Here is a 19,403-nt window from a genome sequence, read left to right as displayed (position 1 = left end):
ACGGGACAGCGGCCGCGGTGCCGTACGGCCTGCCGTGACGAGCCCGATCACGATTAGGGTGGACCCGGACGCGGCAGGAGACCTGCGGGCAGGCAACGCGCGTCCCAGGGGGAGAGCCGGGCGGTTCGCACCAGGCCCTGCCCGGGGAAACTCCGGGCGGGACCTGAGGGAACGGTCGCCCCCACCCACCACGGCACAAGGGCGCTCGACCACACCAGGAGGCAAAGTGAACGGCGATCGGGACGAGATGCGCGGGGGCTGGAACAAGCCCGTCGACGAGTCGTCCGACGCGGAGCCCGCCGAGATGACGGGTGAGTTCACCATCGACTACACCCCGCCCGCCTGGTACACGCAGAACCCGCCGGGCGACTCGTCGGGCGGCGCAGGAACGCACCTGGCACCGCCCCCGCCGCCCACCGGCGCCCCGGTGTCCGTGCCCGGGCTGCCGGCCGGCAGCGGCTTCGAGCCCGACTGGTCCCCGGCGCCGCCGGCACCGGTCCACGGTGCCGCAGCCGAACCTCCGGTGCCGGGCGCGGGCGGTGCGCCCGACCCCTTCGGGGGCGGCGACGTGGAGAGCGGCGCGACCATGCGGTTCTCGTCCGCCGCGCTGAAGCGGGAGATCGCCGAGCGCGAGGCCGCGGCCCAGGCGCACGCCGACGGTGCGGCCGAGACCGGCGCCGGTGCTGGTGCTGGTGCCGGCGAGGATGCGGCGGACACCGGGCAGAACGGCTCCCGGGAGGGCGGGGAGGCAGCGGTCGGTCCGGACTCGCCGTCCGACTCCTCGCCGTCCGACCACGCGCCGTCCGACGTGGTTCCGGTTCCCGCCGACGCCGTGCCGTCCGACGCGTCCGCCTCCTCCGCCGCGTCAGCGTCCTCCGCCGCGGCGGAGGACGAGCCCCGTGAGGCCGACGACGACGCGGCCGCGGCCGGCTCCGCGAGCCACGACGTCTCCGACGACGGGCCGCACGCCGATGAGCCCGCAGACGCCGTACCCACGGACACCGACTCGGCCACGGACCCGGAACCCTCGGACGCCGTACCCACGACCGACCTCCCGGACGCGGCCCCCCTCGGCGTACCGTCGGCCGGCGCACCTCAGGACGCGGCACCCGCCCCCTGGACCCCGGCACCGGCCTCGGGCGGGCTGCCGCCGCTGCCGCCGTCGTTCCAGCCGGCGGCGCCGCAGCCCGCGGCACCCCAGCCGGCGACCCACTGGCCTGCGTCGGCCCCGGCCGACGCAGGAGCGGGCGGCTACGGCTTCCCGCAGGCTCCGGCGGCCCAGACGCCGCAGAGCCCGCAGGCTCCCCCGGTCCCGCAGCAGGCCGAGCAGTCCCAGCCGGCAGCCCCAGGGCCGCAGGGTGGCTACGGCTTCCCCCAGCAGCAGCCCCATCAGGCCCTGCCCGGCGGGGCACTTCCGGCGCAGCTCCCGCCGCCGCCCGCGCCGCAGGCGCCGCAGCCACCGCAGGCCCACCAGTGGCCCGGACAGCAGGGCGCGGCACTGCCCCCGCCTGCACCTCAGGCGCCTCAGTTGCCCCAGGCCCCCCAGCAGCAGCCGCAGCAGCAGCCCCCGAGCGGTTACGGATTCCCCCAGGGCGCCCAGCCGCCGGCCCAGCCCACCCCGAATCTGCCCGCGCAGCAGCACCCGCAACAGCCCCACCCGCAGCAGCCGCACCCCCAGCAGCTGCCGCCGCAGGGAGCGCCGCAGGGCCCGCCCGCCGACCCCCGCGCCGGGAGCGCCTGGCCCATGCCGGTCACCCACGACCAGCGCGAGCGTTCGGTGCCGGGCGCGCCCCTCGGTTACACGGCCGCGGTGGAGCTCTCCTCCGACCGGCTCGTCCGGGGCAAGCAGAAGGCGAAGAGCAGCCGCACCCCCTCGGGCGCGTCCCGCTTCAAGCTGGGCGGCAAGAAGGAGGAGATCGAGCGGCAGCGCAAGCTCGACCTGATCCGCACCCCGGTGCTCTCCTGCTACCGGATCGCGGTGATCAGCCTCAAGGGCGGCGTGGGCAAGACCACGACGACCACCGCCCTCGGAGCGACCCTGGCCACCGAACGGCAGGACAAGATCCTCGCCATCGACGCCAATCCCGACGCCGGCACGCTGGGCCGCCGGGTCCGCCGTGAGACCGGGGCCACCATCCGTGACCTGGTCCACGCGATCCCGCATCTCAACTCGTACATGGACATCCGGCGGTTCACCTCGCAGGCGCCCTCCGGTCTGGAGATCATCGCCAACGACGTGGACCCGGCCGTCTCGACCACGTTCAACGACGAGGACTACCGTCGCGCGATCGAGGTGCTGGGCAAGCAGTACCCGATCATCCTCACGGACTCCGGCACCGGACTCCTCTACAGCGCGATGCGCGGTGTGCTGGACCTCGCCGACCAGCTGATCATCATCTCGACCCCGTCGGTCGACGGTGCGTCAAGCGCCTCCACCACGCTGGACTGGCTGTCGGCGCACGGATACGCGGAACTGGTCCAGCGGTCCCTCACCGTCATCTCCGGGGTCCGCGAGACCGGCAAGATGATCAAGGTCGATGACATCGTCCAGCACTTCGAGACGCGCTGCCGCGGCGTGGTCGTCGTCCCGTTCGACGAGCACCTGTCGGCCGGCGCCGAGGTCGATCTCGACATGATGCGCCCGAAGACACGGGACGCGTACTTCCACCTCTCCGCCCTCGTCGCCGAGGACTTCGCGCGCGCCCAGCAGCAGCAGGGGCTCTGGACGGCGAACGGCGGCAACCCGCCGCCGCAGTACGCCCCTCCGATGCCCGGTCAGCAGATGCCGGCGCAGCAGGCGTACGCACCCCAGCAGCCCCAGCACCCCGGTCAGCCGTACCCGCAGCAGCCCGGTCAGCCGTACCCGCAGCAGCAGCCGCCCTACGGCGGGCACCCGCAGCAGCCCTATCCCCCGCAGCAGGCGCCCGGCGCCGGGCAGAACTGGCAGCAGTCACTGCCCTCCCAGGCGCAGTCGGCGACCGGTCAGGCCAGCCCGCCGCAGCCGCAGCCGCAGCCGCAGCCGCAGCAGCACGGTGGACAGCCAGGTCAGCCGGGGCAGTCCGCACATCCCGGACTCGAGGGTCCCGTCCCGCCGGCGGGGTGGCAGCAGCAGCCTCCACAGCCGCCGCCAGCGCCTCAGCAGTAAGGCGTCAGAGGTCTAAACCAATGAGGGTCCGCATCGCTCCGGCGATGGGGACCCTCATCGCATTCCCGCAGACCACACGCCGTTTCGGTGACCGTTGACGCGGCTCGACCACCGCTGATAAACCTTCGCTTCACCAGCTGGCGAACCACAGATCAACCCGCCTTCTCCGTGCGAGTCCTGACGCGAGGTCCCTGACCATGGTCGAAAGAGTCCCACCGTCCTCAGCCCAGCCACGCTCACGTCCGCGTGTCCTCCTGGCCTCCGGCGCCGCCGCCCTCGCTCTCGCAGCCGGGTCCGTCGTGCCGGGTGTGCCCTTCGCGCCTGCTCCCCAGCAGGCGCAGGCCGCCGACAGCGGCGACAAGACGCTGACCGTCGCGGTCGCGCAGAGCGTCGACTCCCTGAGCCCGTTCCTCGCCCAGAAGCTGCTGAGCACCAGCGTCTCCCGGCTCATGTACGACTTCCTGACGAACTACGACCCGAAGGACAATCACGCCGTCCCTGGTCTCGCCACCAAGTGGGAGCCGTCAGCCGACAAGCTGACGTGGACGTACACCATTCGGCCCAATTCCAAGTGGTCGGACGGTCAGCAGGCCACCGCGGAGGACGCGGCCTGGACGTTCAACAAGATCATGACCGACGAGAGCGCCGCCCAGGCGAACGGCAGTTTCGTCACCAACTTCAGGAAGGTGACGGCTCCGAGCCCGACGAAGCTGGTCATCGAGCTCAAGGAACCGCAGGCCACGATGGCCGCGCTCGATGTGCCGATCGTCCCCAAGCACGTCTGGGAGAAGGTCAAGGACTTCTCGAAGTTCAACAACGACACGGACTTCCCCGTCGTGGGCAACGGGCCCTTCGTGCTGAGCGACTACAAGGTCGACCAGTACGTGAAGCTCAAGGCCAACAAGGACTTCTGGCGCGGCAGCCCGAAGTTCGACGAGCTGGTCTTCAAGACGTACAAGGACCAGGACGCCGCGGTCGCCGCGCTCCGCAAGGGCGAGGTCTCCTTCGTCGCCGGCTCCCCCGCGCTGACGCCCGCCCAGGCCGCGTCGCTCAAGGGTGACGCGAACATCAAGGTCAACGAGGGTCCCGGCCGCCGCTTCTTCGCGCTGGCCACCAACCCGGGCGCACAGACCAAGGACGGCAAGAAGTTCGGCAACGGGAACAAGGCGCTGCTGGACCAGAAGGTCCGCCAGGCGCTGTTCCTGTCGATCGACCGCAAGACGATCATCGACAAGGTCTTCCAGGGCCACGCCGTCGAGGGCCAGGGATACATCCCGCCGCGCTTCTCGGAGTACAGCTGGCAGCCGTCGGCGAGCCAGAACCTCGCCTACGACCCCGCGAAGGCGGGCCAACTGCTGGACCAGGCGGGTTACGCGCTCAAGGGCGGCAAGCGCGTCGGCAAGGACGGCAAGGCACTCGACCTGCGCATCCTGTGCCACGCGACGGACCCGAACGACAAGGCGATCGGCAAGTACCTCAAGGAGTGGTGGGGCAAGCTCGGCGTCGGCCTCAAGGTCGACTGCCTCGATGACGTCTCCGTGCCCTGGTACGCCGGTGAGTACGACCTCGCCTTCGACGGCTGGTCCGTCAACCCGGACCCGGACTTCGTCCTCGGCATCCACACCTGTGCGGCCCTGCCGGCCAAGGCCAAGGCGAGCGCGGCCACGGACAACTTCATCTGCGACAAGACGTACGACGGGCTGTACAAGAAGCAGCTCGCCGAGTACGACCCCGCCAAGCGGGCGAATCTCGTCGGCCAGATGCAGTCCTGGCTGTACGACTCCGGTTACATGAACGTCATCGCGTACCCCAACGCGGTCGAGGCGTACCGCACGGACCAGATCAAGTCGATCACGACCATGCCCGAGGCGGCCGGCAACATCTACGGCCAGGACGGGTACTGGAGCTGGTGGTCGGCCGTTCCGGCCGGCAGCGGTGACGGGGACGGTGACAGCGGCTCCGGTTCGAGCTCCACGGGCATCGTCATCGGCATCGTCGTCGCCGTGGTGGTCCTCGCCGGTGGCGGGTTCCTCCTCTCCAGGCGCCGCCGCACCACCGCGGACGACCGCGAGTAGGACCGCGGACCGCGGGCAGTTCCCGCGGACGGATTGAGAGCGATCGGCCGGCGGGCCCCGGACAGCCTCGGGCCCGCCGGCCGGTCCCTCCACACGCAGCACGAGTAACGAGAGTTCCTATGACAGCTGACAGCACTCCGGCGCTCGTGAAACAGGCGGATGCGGACACGGACGGTCCGGCTCCTGCCGCACCTTCGGCCGCCCGCGGCCCACGGGCGCGCGACACCAAGGCCTATCTGAAGTACGTGGCCGGCAAGATCATCGGCGCGGCCGTCTCCCTCTTCGCCGTACTGGTCACCAGCTTCTTCCTCTTCCGGCTCATCCCCAGCGACCCGGTGAAGCAGATGACCGGCGGACGCCGCGTCTCCGCCGAGCAACTCGAGTCGCTGCGCCACCAGTTCGGCCTCGACCAGCCGATGTGGCAGCAGTTCACCGATTACGTGGGCGACGCGCTCACCGGCGACTTCGGCACCTCGTTCCAGTACCACGCCCCGGTCATCGACAAGATCACCGAGGCCCTCCCGGCGACGCTGCTCCTCACCGGAACGGCGTACGTCCTCTACAGCGCGCTGGGCATCTGGCTCGGCACCCGTACCGCCTGGCGCAACGGATCGAAGAGCGACCGCTTCCACACCGCGCTCGCGCTGACTCTCTACTCCGTGCCCTCGTTCTGGCTCGGTCTGCTGCTGATCATCGTCTTCTCGGTGGGCGTCGGACCGATCCCGGGCATGTTCCCGACGGGCGGCCTGGAGTCGGGCAACGAGACGGGCTTCGCGTACGTGCTCGACGTCGCGCACCACATGGTGCTCCCCGTGATCACCCTGGTCGCGGTCGGCTACGCGCAGACGCTCCTCGTGATGCGCTCCTCGCTTCTGGACGAGATGGGCAGCGACTATCTGACGACGGCACGCGCGAAGGGACTCCGCGACGACACGGTCCGCCGTCGGCACGCCGTGCCCAACGCGATGCTCCCGACCTTCACGCTGATGTTCGTCAACCTGGGCCATGTGGTCGCGGGGCAGATCCTGGTCGAGACGGTGTTCTCCTGGCCGGGTCTCGGCGGACTCTTCTACCAAGGGCTGAGCGTCCCCGACCTTCCGCTCGTCCAGGCGCTGTTCTTCGTCTTCGCCACCGCGGTGATCCTGGCGAACACCCTGGCCGATCTGCTGTATCCGCTGCTCGATCCCCGGGTGGGCCGATGACGACCGAATCCATGCCCGCGTCCACGCCGGGGGCGAAGGCCCCCGTACCCGAGGAGTCCGGGCCGGAGGCGGCCAAGAGCCCCGGCGCACTGGCCCGGGCCCGCAAGCGGCGCTCGATGGCCCGGTTCTGGCGGGAGTACCGCGGCCACCGGGGCGGCCTGTGGGGACTGGCCGGACTCGCGCTGATCGCACTGATCGCGGTGTTCGCTCCCGCGCTGACCGGCTCGGACGCGCAGAGCGTGACCGAGGCGCCGGGCGGCGCGCTGGAGTCACCGAGCGCCGAATTCCCTCTCGGGACCGACCAGTTCGGCCGCAGCGTCCTTGCCCTGCTGATCTGGGGGGCACGCGTCTCCCTCACCGTGGGGCTGCTGGCGGCCTTCCTCTGTGTGGCCATCGGTACGGTCATCGGGATCGTCGCGGGGCACTTCCGCGGCTGGTACGCGACCGTCCTGATGCGGGTCACCGACTGGTTCCTGGTGATGCCGACCCTGGTCCTGGCGATCGCGCTCGCCACCGTGATGGACCGCTCCCTGTGGACGGTCATCATCGCGATCGGCGTCACGACCTGGCCGACGACGGCCCGGCTGGTGCGGGCGCAGACCCTTGCCGTGGAGTCCCGCCCGTACATCGAGCGCGCCCGCGCGCTCGGCGGCGGGCACGGGCGCATCATGCTCCGGCACGTCCTGCCGAACGTGATGCCGCTGGTGCTCGCGCAGACCACGCTGGTGATCTCCGGCGCGATCCTGACGGAGGCCACCCTGGCCTTCCTCGGGCTCGGCGACCCGACCATCACCTCCTGGGGCGGCATGCTCCAGGACGCGCGCGAGGCCGGCGCGGTGAGCGCGGGCGACTGGTGGTACCTGGCGCCGCCCGGCATCGCCATCGCCCTGGTGGCCCTGGCGTTCACGCTGTGCGGCCGTGCCATCGAGACCGTCCTCAATCCCAAGCTGGGGGTGACCCGTTGAGCACGACGAACATCCGCGCGACGCCTCTTCTCGAGGTACGCGATCTGACGGTGACGTACGCCGGCGGGGCCGAGGCCGTCCGCGGGGTGGATCTGGAGGTCGACGCGGGCAGGAAGCTGGGCATCGCCGGGGAGTCGGGTTGCGGGAAGTCGACGCTGGCGCTCGCCCTGCTGCGGCTGCTGCCCGCGGGCACGAAGGTCACCGGCGAGATCCTGCTGAACGGCGAGGACGTCCTCGCCATGAAATGGGGCCAGGTCAGGGCCGTGCGCTGGGCGGGCGCCTCGATCGTCTTCCAGGGCGCGATGCACTCGCTGAACGCGGTGCACCGCATCGGCGACCAGATCGCCGAGCCGATCGTGCTGCACGGGAAGACGACGCAGGCCGCCGCCCGCAAGCGCGCCGGTGAGCTGCTGGAACAGGTGGGTCTGCCCGCCGCCCGGGCGGACACCTATCCGCACGAGCTCTCCGGCGGGCAGCGGCAGCGCGTCATGATCGCGATGGCGCTCGCCTGCGATCCGGGCCTGATCATCGCCGACGAGCCCACGACGGCCCTCGACGTGATGATCCAGGCCCAGATCCTGCGGCTGATCGAGCAGCTGGTCTCCGAGCAGGACCTCGGACTGATCATGATCAGCCATGACCTCGCGGTGCTCTCGGACACCTGCGACCGGCTCGCGGTGATGTACGCGGGACGGGTCGTGGAGCAGGGGCCCGCGTCCGAGGTCTACGAGCGGGCGCACCACCCGTACAGCAAGGCCCTGTCGGGCGCCTTCCCCCGGATCGGGGACCCGGCCTCGCGGTTCGCGCCCCGGGGACTGCCGGGCGACCCGCCCGACCCGTCGGCGCTGCCGGCCGGCTGCACGTTCCATCCGCGCTGCACGGTGGCCCTGGACTCCTGCACCACGCAGGACCAGGTGCTGCGGGTGGCGGGGCCGGGGCGGGAGGCCGCCTGCGTGCTGGTCGGGCCGGACGGAGCCGCCACGCGGGGCGCCGAGGAAGCAAGGAGCACAGCATGACCACCACCACGGACCTGCTCAGCGCGCGGGAGCTCCAGGTCACCTTCCCCGGCAGGCACGGCGCCGGGCCGGCCCGCGCCGTGGACGGCGTCGACCTCGACATCAGGCCGGGCGAGATCGTCGCCCTGGTCGGCGAGTCGGGCTGCGGCAAGACGACGCTGGCGCGCTCGCTGCTGGGCCTGGTCCCGCCGACGGCCGGGCAGGTCACCTTCGACGGCAAGCCGCTCGACTACGGCAGCCGGGCGCTGAAGGCGTACCGCAAGCGGGTCCAGCTGGTGCTCCAGGACCCGAGCGGTTCGCTGAACCCGCGGCACACGGTGTACGACGCGGTGGCCGAGGGCCTGCGGATCCACCGTTACCCGGGCGACGAGCGGAAGGCGGTGGCCGACGCGCTGTCCCGGGCGGGACTGCGGCCTCCGGAGCGGTTCTTCCTCCGCTACCCGCACGAGCTGTCGGGCGGTCAGCGTCAGCGGGTCGTGATCGCGGGCGCGCTGGTCCTGGAGCCGGAACTCATCGTCGCCGACGAGCCGGTGGCCTCCCTGGACGCCTCCGTGCGCGGCGAGATCCTGGCGCTGCTGCTGCGCCTGCGGGACGAGCTGGGCCTGTCCGCGCTGGTGGTCACGCACGACCTCGGTCTCGCGTGGAACATCGCGGACCGGGTCGCGGTGATGTATCTCGGCCGGATCGTGGAGACGGGTGACGTGGAGCAGATCCTTACCGCTCCGCAGCATCCCTACACCCAGGCGTTGCTGTCGGTGCTGCCGGAGGCCGAGGGCGATCCCGTGGTGCTGACCGGTGAGCCGCCGGACCCGTCCAAGGTGCCGTCGGGCTGTCGCTTCCATCTGCGCTGCCAGGTGCTGGCCTCGGGCGAGGCGGAGCGGGCCGGTGTCGCCGACGCCTGCCGTACGAAGGACCTGCCGGTGCTCTCGGGCGGCGGCGAGACCCAGGTGGCGTGCCACTGGGCCGGTGCGACGGCGGTGGCGCGGACTTAGGGCCTCTCCGGCGGATCAGGGCCGGGGCGGAGGGGAGGCCCTCAGCCCCGGTCGTACGCGGAGATCAGCTCGCTGCACCGCTTCACATCGGCGGCCATCGCGACGAGCAGGTCGTCGATCGAGTCGAACTTCAGCATGCCGCGTACGTACGCGAGGAAGTCCACGGCGACGTGCAGGCCGTACAGATCGAGGCCGACGCGGTCGATCGCGTACGCCTCCACCGTCCGCTCGGTGCCGTCGAACTGCGGGTTGGTGCCGACCGAGATCGCGGCGGGCATCGCCTCGCCGCTCGCATGCAGCCAGCCCGCGTACACGCCGTCGGCGGGGATCGCGGTGTGCGGCAGGGTCTCCACGTTCGCGGTGGGGAAGCCGAGTTCGCGGCCGCGCTGCGCCCCGCGGACGACGATGCCCTCGACGCGGTGCGGCCGGCCGAGGATCTCCGCGGCGCCGGCCACATCCCCTTCGGCGACCAGGCGCCGGGTGAGGGTCGAGGAGAACGGCTCGCCGCCGCCTGCCTCGCCGCGCACCCGCAGGTCGATGACCTCGACGCGGTAGTCGTAGGTGTCGCCGAGTTCGGTGAGCAGCCGCACGTTCCCCGCGGCTTTGTGACCGAACCGGAAGTTGGGGCCCTCGATGACCAGCTGGGCGTGCAGCTTGTCGACGAGCACCTTCACGATGAAGTCGGCCGGAGCGAGCTTCGAGAACTCGGTGGTGAACGGCAGGATCAGCACCGCGTCCACGCCGAGCTCGGCCATCAGTTCGGCGCGGCGGTGGTGCGGGGCGAGCAGCGGCGGATGGCTGCCGGGCCGGACGACCTCGCTGGGGTGCGGGTCGAACGTCACGACGACCGACGGCACCCCCAGCTCGCGGGCCCGCTCGACGGCCCGGCCGATGATCAGCTGGTGTCCGCGGTGCACCCCGTCGTAGGAGCCGATGGTGACGACGCTGCGTCCCCAGTCCTGGGGGATGTCCTCCAAGCCACGCCAGCGCTGCACTCTGACCGCTCCTCGCCCGAACCTGTGTACGTGGGTGTGTCTCTTACGCAGGTCTAAGACTGCCATGCTCACGCCCTGCGGCCTGCATCGGCATGGTCATCGGGGCTCCCGGGGGCCCCTCGTCGACGGGCGGGACGCCCTCCAGGGCCTCCACCGTCCGCCGCGCGCCGGGGCCGACGACCGCCGCCCACTCCTGCGGGGCATCGGCCAGCCACCCGATGACCAGGGCGCCGAACCCGGGTACGGCCCGGGCGAGCGCGACCAGCAGGCGGTCGAACAGAGCTGCCCCCTCGGGGGTGCGGACCAGCAGCATCCCGGTGCGGTGCACCAGGGCCCGGGTGCGGGCCGGTGACCGCGTCGCGCAGCCGGTCGCGGCGGCGCGCAGCAGCGCCTCCAGCACCACCGGGTCCCGGTGCCCGCCGCCCTGCTCGAAGTCGAGCAGCACCTCCAGCAAGGTGTCCCGCAGTGGCTGGGAGGCGGGGCTGCCGGGCGAGGCCAGCACCCCGGCGAGCGAGCCCCGGACCGGTGCGGCCGCCGGGCGGTCCCTGAGCAGTCCGGTCAGCAGGGGAAGCAGCAGGGCCCGTGCGGCCGGCCCGTGCTCCAGCCTGCGCTCCAGGTACGCGGCGGTGTGCGAGGTGTCGCCCGGGTGACTGCCGGCATAGGCGCGTACGAGTCCGGCGGCGTGCAGGGCCAGCGCGGGAGCATCGATCCCGGCGAGCGCGCGCAGCACCTCGCCCGCGCCGTCCCCGGGCCGCACGAGCCGTTCCCGGTAGGCGGCCAGCACCTCCTCCGGATGGGTCGGCAGGGCGACGGCGAGCGCGGCGGCGTCGATCTTCGGCCCGTCCGCGGCGAAGGCCCGAAGGGCTTGCGGCAGATAGCGGTCCCGGGTCTGCGGGTCGGCCACGAGCAGGGCGAGCGCGGGGCCGTGCAGATCGGTGTCCGCGGGGCGGGCCAGCAGGGCGAGGGCGGCGCGGCGCAGCAGGGCGCGCTCCGTGTCCCGGGTCAGGTGCCCGGCCACGAGCGCTCCGTAGGAGGCCGCCGCGATCCGGCGGGCGCGGCGGTCGTCGTCGCGTGACCAGCGTTCGACGGCCCGGCAGAGCGCGGCCGGTTCGTCCTCGGCCAGCGCGGCGAGCAGCTCGTCGGCGCGGGGGTGGCCGGACGAGACGAGCGCGTCGGTCAGTTCGTCCACGGCGAGGTCGCGACGGGCGTGGAGGAGCGCCTGCGCGGCCGCCGCCACGGTCGGGCGCGGGATCACGTCCGGCTCGGCTGCGAGCGGGCGCTCGTCGGTGAACCAGGCGCACAGGAGCGGCTGGATCGTCCGCGGCTGGGCGGCGAGCCGCCGGGCGACGGCGTCCAGGAATCGCCCGCCGTCCCGGTCGCCGGCGGCTTCGGCGTGGGTTGCCGCGTGGGTTGCAGGATCGGTTTCGCCGGCGGTTTCCTCGGCGGTTTCGGAGCGCGGGGGCCCGTCGGCGGGGACGAGACGCCGGAACAGATCCATCCGGTCCGCCTCGGGCAGCCGCAGCCGCCGCCAGAACCACGGCCCGAACTCGGCGTACGCGCCCCACGCCCCGGATCCGCCTCCGTCGGCCGCATTCCGGACGATGCGCCCGGCGAGCAGCCGGAGCACCCCGAGGTAGGGCCGGGCGTCAGGGACCCGCAGCATCGTCTCGGACAGCAGGTGCCCGGCCCACCAGCGCGCGTCGGGGAGGGGCAGGGCGCGGTCGGGGGCCGTTTCCCGAGGCTTGGGGGACTCGGCGGGCGTCGCCGCGCCCTCGCGCTCCCCCGCGGACAGCCGGTCCAGTGCGTCGATCAGGTCGGCCAGCCGGTGGGCCAGCACGGCCGGGCCCTGGCGGCGGCCCAGGAGGAGGAGTGCCTCGATCACCGGGCCGATCCGGTGGCGCGGCACGGGAAGCCGGTGCGGCTGCTCCGGCGCGGGCGCCTTTGCCGGGGGCGCCTCCTCTTCCGGCGCCTCGCGTGCGGCCTGCCCACCCGGTCGGCGCGGCTGCGGCACCCGGTTACCGCGCTCCCCGGCAACCGCAACCGCCCCCGTCTCCGCATGCCACCGGTGCACCAGCGCCCGCAGTGCCGCGTCCAGATCCAGATGCGCCCCCTGGACCCAGTCCCCCAGCTCCTCGTGTGCGAACCGGTATCCGGCCCCCGCCGGCACCAGCAGGCCCTCCGTCAGCACCGCGGACGCCCAGCCCGTGCGCCACGGGAAGATCTCCTCGAACGCGGCCCGGTCCAGCTCTCCCTGCCCCGGCCCCAGGCAGCGCCGGGCCGCCTCATGGGCCTGGCCCGCCACCCGCGCCGCCAGCCGCCGCACCGCCGTGCCGTGCGGCGCGGGACGCCACTGGGCGGCGATCCGGACCGCGATGCGCAGGCACATGAGGTCCAGATGGGCGCCGAAGACCTCTTCCGTGCCGGGCCGGCCCGGGGTGTCCGCCGGCAGGGCCTCGCGCACGTCGGCGAGCAGCCGAAGGGTGAGCGGATGCCGGTCGTGGCCGGCGGCGAGCGCGTCGGGCGGGAGGCCGTACCGCTCCCGGGCCCGTTCGGCCTGGCCCACGGTCAGGTCGCCGATGCGTACGGCCGGCGGGAGCCGCCTGGCGGGACGGGCGGGGCGGTGCAGCGCGCCGGGCACACAGAGCGCGCCCGCCGTCTTCCAGTGCTCGGGCCGGCAGGCGACGACGAGCCGTGCCCCGTGTTCCCGCAGCCAGTCGACCGTGCCCGCTGTCCACCGGGCCAGCCGGTGGGCCAGGACGGGCGGCATCTCCTCGGGGCCGTCCAGCAGGACGAGCAGCGGGCTGCCGCCGTCCGCGGCCAGCCGGGCCACCCGTTCGGGGGTGGCGGTCGCCATGTCGCCCGCGGCCCCGGCGGCGGTGACGATGCGCCCGGCCTGCCGGAGCGTGCGGGCGATCGCGTCGGCGACCGAGGCGTCGTCGGCCAGCAGATCGGCGCCCCGGAGCCACAGGGTGAGTGCGGGCACCGGCCCCCTGGCCCGGCGGGCGGCGAACGCGGCGAGCTCGGTGGTCCGGCCGGTGCCAGGCGCTCCGACCAGCCCGAGCATCACCGCGGAGCCGGCCGTCGCGAACGCGTCGAACTCCGCGGCCACATCAGGTCGTTCCACCGGATCACGCCCCGCGCCCGGTCCTTCCGCGAAGCCGGCCGACATGGCGGTGAGCTGGAGCGCCCCCGCCACGTTGAGATCGATCCCGTATCCCGGCACCCCGCGCGCGTTGCGCCGCAGCAGCGCGCCCAGTGCGCCGTCCCGGTCCGGGCCGGCCAGGGGCACCGCGCATCCGGCGGCGGCGTGCGGGGTGCGCAGGGCGGTGCCCAGGACCGCGATGACGGCGCCGCTGTCGGGGTCGAGCACGGGCCCGCCGACGGCCGTGCCTCCGAGCCGGAGCGCGTCGCGGCCGTCCGTGCCGAGGGCCAGTTCCAGCGCCCGGCCGATCGTGTGGGTGCGGCCGTCGGCTGTGTACGTAGCCGAGGTCGCGCCGAGCACGCGCGCTTCGCGCCAGCCGTGGGCGGCGATCGACACATACGTACCGGCGTCGATCCGCTCGCGCGGGGCGATCGGCAGGGGCGGCACGCCGAGCGCCTCGGGGCCGCCGGTGGGCAGGAGCGCGAGGCCGAGTTCCGGCAGGGCGGTGAGGTCGGAGGCATCGACGCGGCAGGTGCGGCCGCCGACGCCGTGCAGGAGGAGGTGCGGGAGTCCGGCGACCGCCTCGTGGCTGGTCACGACCGTGCCCCGGTCGTCCGCGACGAAGCCCGTCCCCCGCGGCCGGCCCGCCGGATCGCACAGTCGTACCAGCGTCGCCCGGTCCCCGCATCCCATGATCCGACGTTAGGCCCGTGGTGATCGACACGAGAAGCGATCAGGGTGAAAGCGCCCCCGTTCGCACCCCGGTTCACTCCGAGCGCCTGCACGTTGGGGTGAATCGGGGGCGTTCGCCGGACAGAATCCGGTGGGGGGTCGTGGAGCGGGCACTGGGGGCACTGCCCGCTCCACGAGGGGCCAGCCGAAGGCACCCGGAAGGTCAGGCGAAGACGGCGAGGCTCTTGGCCTTGCCCTTCTGCTCCTCGACGAGGACCAGGAACCGCCCGTCGGGCCCGAAGACCGCGACCGGACCCGGCGGGTACGCGGGCATGTCGAGCCGCACGCCGTTGAGCAGCAGCTTGGCCCGCCTCTCGTCGACGTCCCAGCGGGGGAACGCCGAGTCGGCGGCCTCGGCCACCGGCATGACGACGAGCTCCTCCTGGTGCTGGTCGAGCGTCCGCGCGGCATCGATGCCGTACGGACCGACGCGGGTACGCCGCAGAGCGGTGAGGTGGCCGCCCACGCCGAGCCCGGCGCCGAGGTCGCGCGCGATGGCCCGGATGTACGTACCGGAGGAGCAGACCACCGAGACGACGAGGTCGACCACCGGGGTGCCGTCCTCGGCGACGGCGGGACGGACGTCGTAGACCTGGAAGGACGAGATGGTCACCGGACGGGCCGGGATCTCGAACTCCTCGCCGCCCCGGACCCGCGCATAGGATCTCTTGCCGTCGATCTTGATGGCGCTGACCTTGGACGGCACCTGCATGATGGCGCCGGTCAGAGCGGCGACGCCCGCGTCGATGCCCTCGCGCGTCACGCCGGAGGCGTCCGTGGACGAGGTGATCTCGCCCTCCGCGTCGTCCGTGACGGTGTCCTGGCCGAGCCGGATCGTACCGAGGTACTCCTTCTCGGTCAGTGCGAGGTGGCCGAGGAGCTTGGTGGCCTTCTCGACGCCGAGCACGAGCACACCCGTCGCCATCGGGTCCAGCGTGCCGGCATGGCCGACGCGGCGGGTGCGGGCGATGCCGCGCATCTTGGCGACGACGTCGTGCGAAGTGAAGCCGGACGGCTTGTCGACAATGACAAGGCCGTCCGGCGTTTTGTTCTGCGTCATGCGGAAGGTGAGTCCTCGTCCTCGTCCTCCGGCTTGCGGTACGGGTCCGCGTCGCCGGCGTACGTGGCGCCCGAGGACGCCTCGCGCACCTTGGCGTCCGAGGCACGCGCCCGGTTGAGGAGGTCCTCGATCGCCTTGGCGTTCTCGGGCAGCGCGTCCGCCACGAAGGCGAGGGTGGGGGTGAACTTCGTCCCCGCCGCCGAGCCGACCGCGGAGCGCAGGATGCCCTTGGCGCTCTCCAGGCCGGCCGCCGCGCTCGCCCGGTCCTCGTCGTCGCCGTAGACCGTGTAGAAGACCGTGGCCTCCCGCAGGTCGCCGGTGACGCGGGTGTCCGTGATGGTCACGTGCGTACCCAGGCGCGGGTCCTTGATTCCACGCTGCAGTTTCTCGGCGACCACCTCCTGAATGAGGTCCGCCAGCTTCTTAGCCCGCGCGTTGTCGGCCACTGGTCCGTCTCCTTCTACCCTTGCTCAATCGTCTTCGTCGCTGTGCAGCCGCCGTCGTACGGACAGCAGTTCCACCTCGGGCCGGCCGGCGACCAACCGCTCGCACCGGTCGAGCACGTCTGTGAGGTGCCGGGTTTCCCCGGAGACCACGGCGAGGCCGATCTCGGCCCTGCGATGGAGGTCCTGCCCGCCCGTCTCCGCCACGCTCACCGCGTACTTGCGCTGGAGCTCGGCAACGATCGGACGGACGATGGAACGCTTCTCCTTCAGCGACCGTACGTCGCCGAGAAGCAGATCGAAGGACAGTGTCCCCACATACATGTGTGTCCGGATGTCCCGCCGGTTCGGGTTCGCGCCCCGCCGGTGATTGGCAGGGACACAAGAACCGTACACGGAACGGCCGGGGCCGATCGACGGATATATGTCCCGTCGACCGGCCCCGACTGTTGAGGTACGGGTCAGCCTCGCGGCTTCTCGCGCATCTCGTACGTCGCGATGACGTCGTCGATCTTGATGTCGTTGAAGTTTCCGAGGTTGATACCGCCCTCGAAGCCTTCGCGGATCTCGGTGACGTCGTCCTTGAAGCGGCGCAGACCGGAGATGTTGAGGTTCTCCGCGATGACCTTGCCATCGCGCAGCAGGCGCGCCTTGGTGTTGCGCTTGACCTCGCCGGACCGGACCAGCACACCGGCGATGTTGCCCAGCTTGGACGAGCGGAAGATCTCGCGGATCTCCGCCGTACCGAGCTCGACCTCTTCGTACTCCGGCTTGAGCATGCCCTTGAGGGCCGCTTCGATCTCTTCGATCGCCTGGTAGATGACCGAGTAGTACCGGACGTCCACACCTTCGCGGTCGGCCATCTGCGCGGCACGCCCTGCGGCGCGCACGTTGAAGCCGATCACGATGGCGTCGGAGCCGGTCGCCAGGTCGATGTCCGACTCGGTGACCGCACCCACACCGCGGTGCAGGACCCGGATGTCGACCTCTTCACCGACGTCGAGCTGGAGCAGCGAGGACTCGAGAGCCTCCACCGAACCGGACGCGTCGCCCTTGATGATGAGGTTGAGCTCCTGGACCAGACCGGCCTTGAGCGCCTCGTCCAGGTTCTCCAGGGAGAACCGGACACCCTTGCGGGCGAAGTTGGCGTTGCGCTCACGAGCGGCACGCTTCTCGGCGATCTGACGGGCCGTACGGTCCTCGTCGACGACCAGGAAGTTGTCGCCGGCACCCGGGACGTTGGTGAGACCCAGCACGAGGACGGGGGTCGAGGGACCCGCTTCCTCGACGTTCTCGCCCTTGTCGTCGAGCATGGCGCGCACTCGGCCGTAGGCGTCGCCCACGACCATCGTGTCGCCGACGCGCAGCGTGCCTCGCTGGACGAGGACGGTCGCGACGGCACCGCGGCCGCGGTCGAGGTGGGACTCGATCGCAATACCCTGCGCGTCCTGCTCCGGGTTGGCCCGCAGGTCGAGCGAGGCGTCGGCGGTGAGGACGACGGCCTCCAGAAGAGCCTCGATGTTGAGGCCCTGCTTGGCGGAGATGTCGACGAACATCGTGTCGCCGCCGTACTCCTCGGCCACCAGACCGAACTCGGTGAGCTGACCGCGCACCTTGGTCGGGTCCGCACCCTCGACGTCGATCTTGTTGACCGCGACCACGATCGGCACGTCGGCCGCCTTGGCGTGGTTCAGCGCCTCGATCGTCTGGGGCATCACACCGTCGTTCGCCGCCACCACGAGGATCGCGATGTCGGTGGACTTCGCACCACGTGCACGCATGGCGGTGAACGCCTCGTGACCCGGGGTGTCGATGAAGGTGATACGGCGGTCCTCGCCGTTGACCTCGGCGCCGACCTGGTACGCACCGATGTGCTGCGTGATGCCGCCGGCCTCGCCCGCAATGACGTTCGTCTTGCGGATCGCGTCCAGCAGTCGGGTCTTACCGTGGTCGACGTGACCCATGACGGTCACGACCGGCGGACGGGAGACCAGGGCCTCTTCGCCGCCCTCGTCCTCGCCGAACTCGATGTCGAAGGACTCGAGCAGCTCGCGGTCCTCCTCCTCCGGGCTGACGATCTCCAGGACGAAGTTCATCTCGTCCGCGAGGAGCTTCAGCGTCTCGTCGGAGACGGACTGCGTGGCAGTGACCATCTCGCCGAGGTTCATCATCACGCCGACGAGCGACGCCGGGTTGGCGTTGATCTTCTCGGCGAAATCGGTGAGGGAGGCACCGCGCGACAGCCGGACGGCCTGTCCGTTGCCGCGAGGCAGCATGACGCCGCCCACCGACGGGGCCTGCATGGCCTCGTACTCCTGGCGCCTCTGCCGCTTCGACTTGCGGCCACGACGCGCGGGACCGCCGGGGCGGCCGAAGGCGCCCTGCGTGCCACCACGGCCACCGGGGCCGCCGGGACGTCCACCGAAGCCGGGACGACCGCCGAAGCCGCCGCCACCACCGGGACGGCCTGCGCCGCCACCGCCACCGCCGCCACCGGGACGACCGGCGAAACCGCCGCCGCCGCCACCGGGACCGGCCGGACGGCCTGCGAAGCCGCCGCCCGCGGGACGGCCTGCGCCGCCACCGCCGCCGGGACGACCGCCGCCGCCACCGGGACCACGGCCACCGCCGGGGCCACCACCGGGACGCGGGCCGGCAGCGGGACGCTGCGGCATCATGCCCGGGTTCGGACGGTTACCGCCGGCGCCGGGGGCGCCGCCGGGACGAGGGGACTGCGGGCGCGGCATGCCGCCGGGAGACGGACGTGCGCCGCCCTGACCCTGACCCTGCGGGCGCGGGGCGCCGCCGGGGCCGCCCTGCGGACGCGGGGCGCCGGGGCGCTCCGAGCCGCCACCGGGGCGCGGGGCGCCGCCGGGACGGGGCGACTGCGGACGGGCCATGCCCGTCGAGCCACCGGAGGTGAAGGGGTTGTTACCCGGACGGGGACCGGCCGGACGGGCGCCGCCGGGGCGCGCTGCGCCCTGGCCTGCGGGGCGGGCGGGGCGCTCGGCGCCACGCTCTCCACCACGGGCGCCGTCACGCTGTCCACCGTCGCGGCCGCCATCGCGCTGACCGCCGGCCGGAGCCGGGCGGGTGGCGGGACGGGGACCCGGGGTGGCACCCGCGGGACGCGGGGCCTGCTGCTGCGGTGCTGCCGGCTGGGCCGGAGCCGGAGCCGAGAACTCGGCTGCGGGGACCGGGGTGACCGGAGCGGCCTTCGGCGCCGGCTTGGGGCCCGGACGCGGGCCCGCAGACGGTGCGGAAGGTGCTGCGGGGGCGCTGCTCGGGGCCTCGGCGGCGGCCGGCTTGGGGGCCGGGACGCCGGGCTTCGGGGCAGCGGGACGTGCCGCAGCGGCCGGGGAGGGCGCCGCGGGCTTTGCCGGGGCGGCCTTACGGGGCGCGCCAGGCTTTGCAGCGGACTTGCCGGCGTTGCCGCCGGGCCCCTGCAGTGCGTCAGTCAACTTGCGTACAACCGGCGCCTCGATCGTCGAGGACGCCGAACGTACGAATTCACCGAGTTCTTGGAGCTTGGCCATGACGACCTTGCTCTCCACTCCGAACTCCTTGGCGAGTTCGTATACCCGGACCTTAGCCACTTCGCTCCTTTTAGGTCCGGGTTACCGCCGGACCGTCGCT

12 protein-coding genes are annotated in these 19,403 nt (G+C 72.6%); 6 read left to right on the top strand and 6 right to left on the bottom strand.

Annotation, left to right across the window (positions count from 1 at the left end):
- Nucleotides 1-226 precede the first annotated feature (226 nt).
- From ABTX18_RS11250 to ABTX18_RS11225, 6 genes are all read left to right on the top strand, one after another.
- Nucleotides 227-3,145, top strand: coding sequence for an SCO5717 family growth-regulating ATPase (locus tag ABTX18_RS11250; RefSeq protein WP_352122438.1), 2,919 nt, complete (start codon nucleotides 227-229; stop codon nucleotides 3,143-3,145).
- Nucleotides 3,146-3,342: 197 nt separating this feature from the next.
- Nucleotides 3,343-5,220: an ABC transporter substrate-binding protein gene (locus ABTX18_RS11245; RefSeq protein WP_352122437.1), complete on the top strand. Its 1,878-nt coding sequence runs from the start codon at nucleotides 3,343-3,345 to the stop codon at nucleotides 5,218-5,220.
- A 119-nt stretch (nucleotides 5,221-5,339) separates the two neighbouring features.
- The gene (locus ABTX18_RS11240) at nucleotides 5,340-6,422 is read left to right on the top strand and encodes an ABC transporter permease (protein WP_352122436.1); all 1,083 of its coding nucleotides are present in this window, start codon (nucleotides 5,340-5,342) and stop codon (nucleotides 6,420-6,422) included.
- Nucleotides 6,419-7,387 carry an ABC transporter permease gene (locus tag ABTX18_RS11235; protein WP_352122435.1) on the top strand — a complete coding sequence of 323 codons (969 nt, stop codon included), beginning with the start codon at nucleotides 6,419-6,421 and terminating at the stop codon, nucleotides 7,385-7,387. The genes ABTX18_RS11240 and ABTX18_RS11235 overlap by 4 nt, the downstream gene beginning before the upstream one ends.
- Nucleotides 7,384-8,403 carry an ABC transporter ATP-binding protein gene (locus tag ABTX18_RS11230; RefSeq protein WP_352122434.1) on the top strand — a complete coding sequence of 340 codons (1,020 nt, stop codon included), beginning with the start codon at nucleotides 7,384-7,386 and terminating at the stop codon, nucleotides 8,401-8,403. The genes ABTX18_RS11235 and ABTX18_RS11230 overlap by 4 nt, the downstream gene beginning before the upstream one ends.
- Complete coding sequence (locus ABTX18_RS11225; RefSeq protein WP_352122433.1) at nucleotides 8,400-9,395, top strand: oligopeptide/dipeptide ABC transporter ATP-binding protein; 996 nt, start codon at nucleotides 8,400-8,402, stop codon at nucleotides 9,393-9,395. Before ABTX18_RS11230 ends, ABTX18_RS11225 begins: the two co-directional genes overlap by 4 nt.
- Nucleotides 9,396-9,436: 41 nt before the next feature.
- Here ABTX18_RS11225 and ABTX18_RS11220 read toward each other — a convergent pair whose 3' ends face one another.
- From ABTX18_RS11220 to infB, 6 genes are all read right to left on the bottom strand, one after another.
- The gene (locus ABTX18_RS11220) at nucleotides 9,437-10,390 is read right to left on the bottom strand and encodes a bifunctional riboflavin kinase/FAD synthetase (RefSeq protein WP_352122432.1); all 954 of its coding nucleotides are present in this window, start codon (nucleotides 10,388-10,390) and stop codon (nucleotides 9,437-9,439) included.
- A 43-nt stretch (nucleotides 10,391-10,433) separates the two neighbouring features.
- On the bottom strand, nucleotides 10,434-14,225 hold the full coding sequence (locus tag ABTX18_RS11215) for a trypsin-like peptidase domain-containing protein (RefSeq protein WP_352122431.1): 3,792 nt from the start codon (nucleotides 14,223-14,225) through the stop codon (nucleotides 10,434-10,436).
- Nucleotides 14,226-14,427: 202 nt separating this feature from the next.
- Nucleotides 14,428-15,324, bottom strand: coding sequence for a tRNA pseudouridine(55) synthase TruB (truB, locus tag ABTX18_RS11210; protein ID WP_352122430.1), 897 nt, complete (start codon nucleotides 15,322-15,324; stop codon nucleotides 14,428-14,430).
- Nucleotides 15,321-15,770 carry a 30S ribosome-binding factor RbfA gene (gene rbfA, locus ABTX18_RS11205; RefSeq protein ID WP_352122429.1) on the bottom strand — a complete coding sequence of 150 codons (450 nt, stop codon included), beginning with the start codon at nucleotides 15,768-15,770 and terminating at the stop codon, nucleotides 15,321-15,323. The genes truB and rbfA overlap by 4 nt, the downstream gene beginning before the upstream one ends.
- Nucleotides 15,771-15,794: 24 nt before the next feature.
- Nucleotides 15,795-16,091: a DUF503 domain-containing protein gene (locus ABTX18_RS11200; protein WP_352122428.1), complete on the bottom strand. Its 297-nt coding sequence runs from the start codon at nucleotides 16,089-16,091 to the stop codon at nucleotides 15,795-15,797.
- A 137-nt stretch (nucleotides 16,092-16,228) separates the two neighbouring features.
- Nucleotides 16,229-19,363 (bottom strand): translation initiation factor IF-2, encoded by a 3,135-nt coding sequence (gene infB / locus ABTX18_RS11195; RefSeq protein WP_352122427.1) that lies wholly within the window; start codon nucleotides 19,361-19,363, stop codon nucleotides 16,229-16,231.
- Nucleotides 19,364-19,403 lie beyond the last annotated feature (40 nt).

Origin of the sequence: Streptomyces sp. NPDC096323, assembly GCF_040302845.1 — a bacterium.
In the GTDB taxonomy this organism is placed as follows: Bacteria; Actinomycetota; Actinomycetes; order Streptomycetales; family Streptomycetaceae; genus Streptomyces.
The sequence above is the reverse complement of the archived record's forward strand: the minus strand, read 5'-3'. Positions and strand labels throughout refer to the sequence as shown.

What these genes read in the sequence shown, in the direction of transcription:
- ABTX18_RS11235 (WP_352122435.1), top strand. Translation starts at nt 6,419, where the DNA reads ATGACGACCGAATCCATGCCCGCGTCCACGCCGGGGGCGAAGGCCCCC.
- ABTX18_RS11200 (WP_352122428.1), bottom strand. Translation starts at nt 16,091, where the DNA reads ATGTATGTGGGGACACTGTCCTTCGATCTGCTTCTCGGCGACGTACGG.
- ABTX18_RS11225 (WP_352122433.1), top strand. Translation starts at nt 8,400, where the DNA reads ATGACCACCACCACGGACCTGCTCAGCGCGCGGGAGCTCCAGGTCACC.
- ABTX18_RS11215 (WP_352122431.1), bottom strand. Translation starts at nt 14,225, where the DNA reads ATGGGATGCGGGGACCGGGCGACGCTGGTACGACTGTGCGATCCGGCG.
- ABTX18_RS11240 (WP_352122436.1), top strand. Translation starts at nt 5,340, where the DNA reads ATGACAGCTGACAGCACTCCGGCGCTCGTGAAACAGGCGGATGCGGAC.
- truB (WP_352122430.1), bottom strand. Translation starts at nt 15,324, where the DNA reads ATGACGCAGAACAAAACGCCGGACGGCCTTGTCATTGTCGACAAGCCG.
- ABTX18_RS11245 (WP_352122437.1), top strand. Translation starts at nt 3,343, where the DNA reads ATGGTCGAAAGAGTCCCACCGTCCTCAGCCCAGCCACGCTCACGTCCG.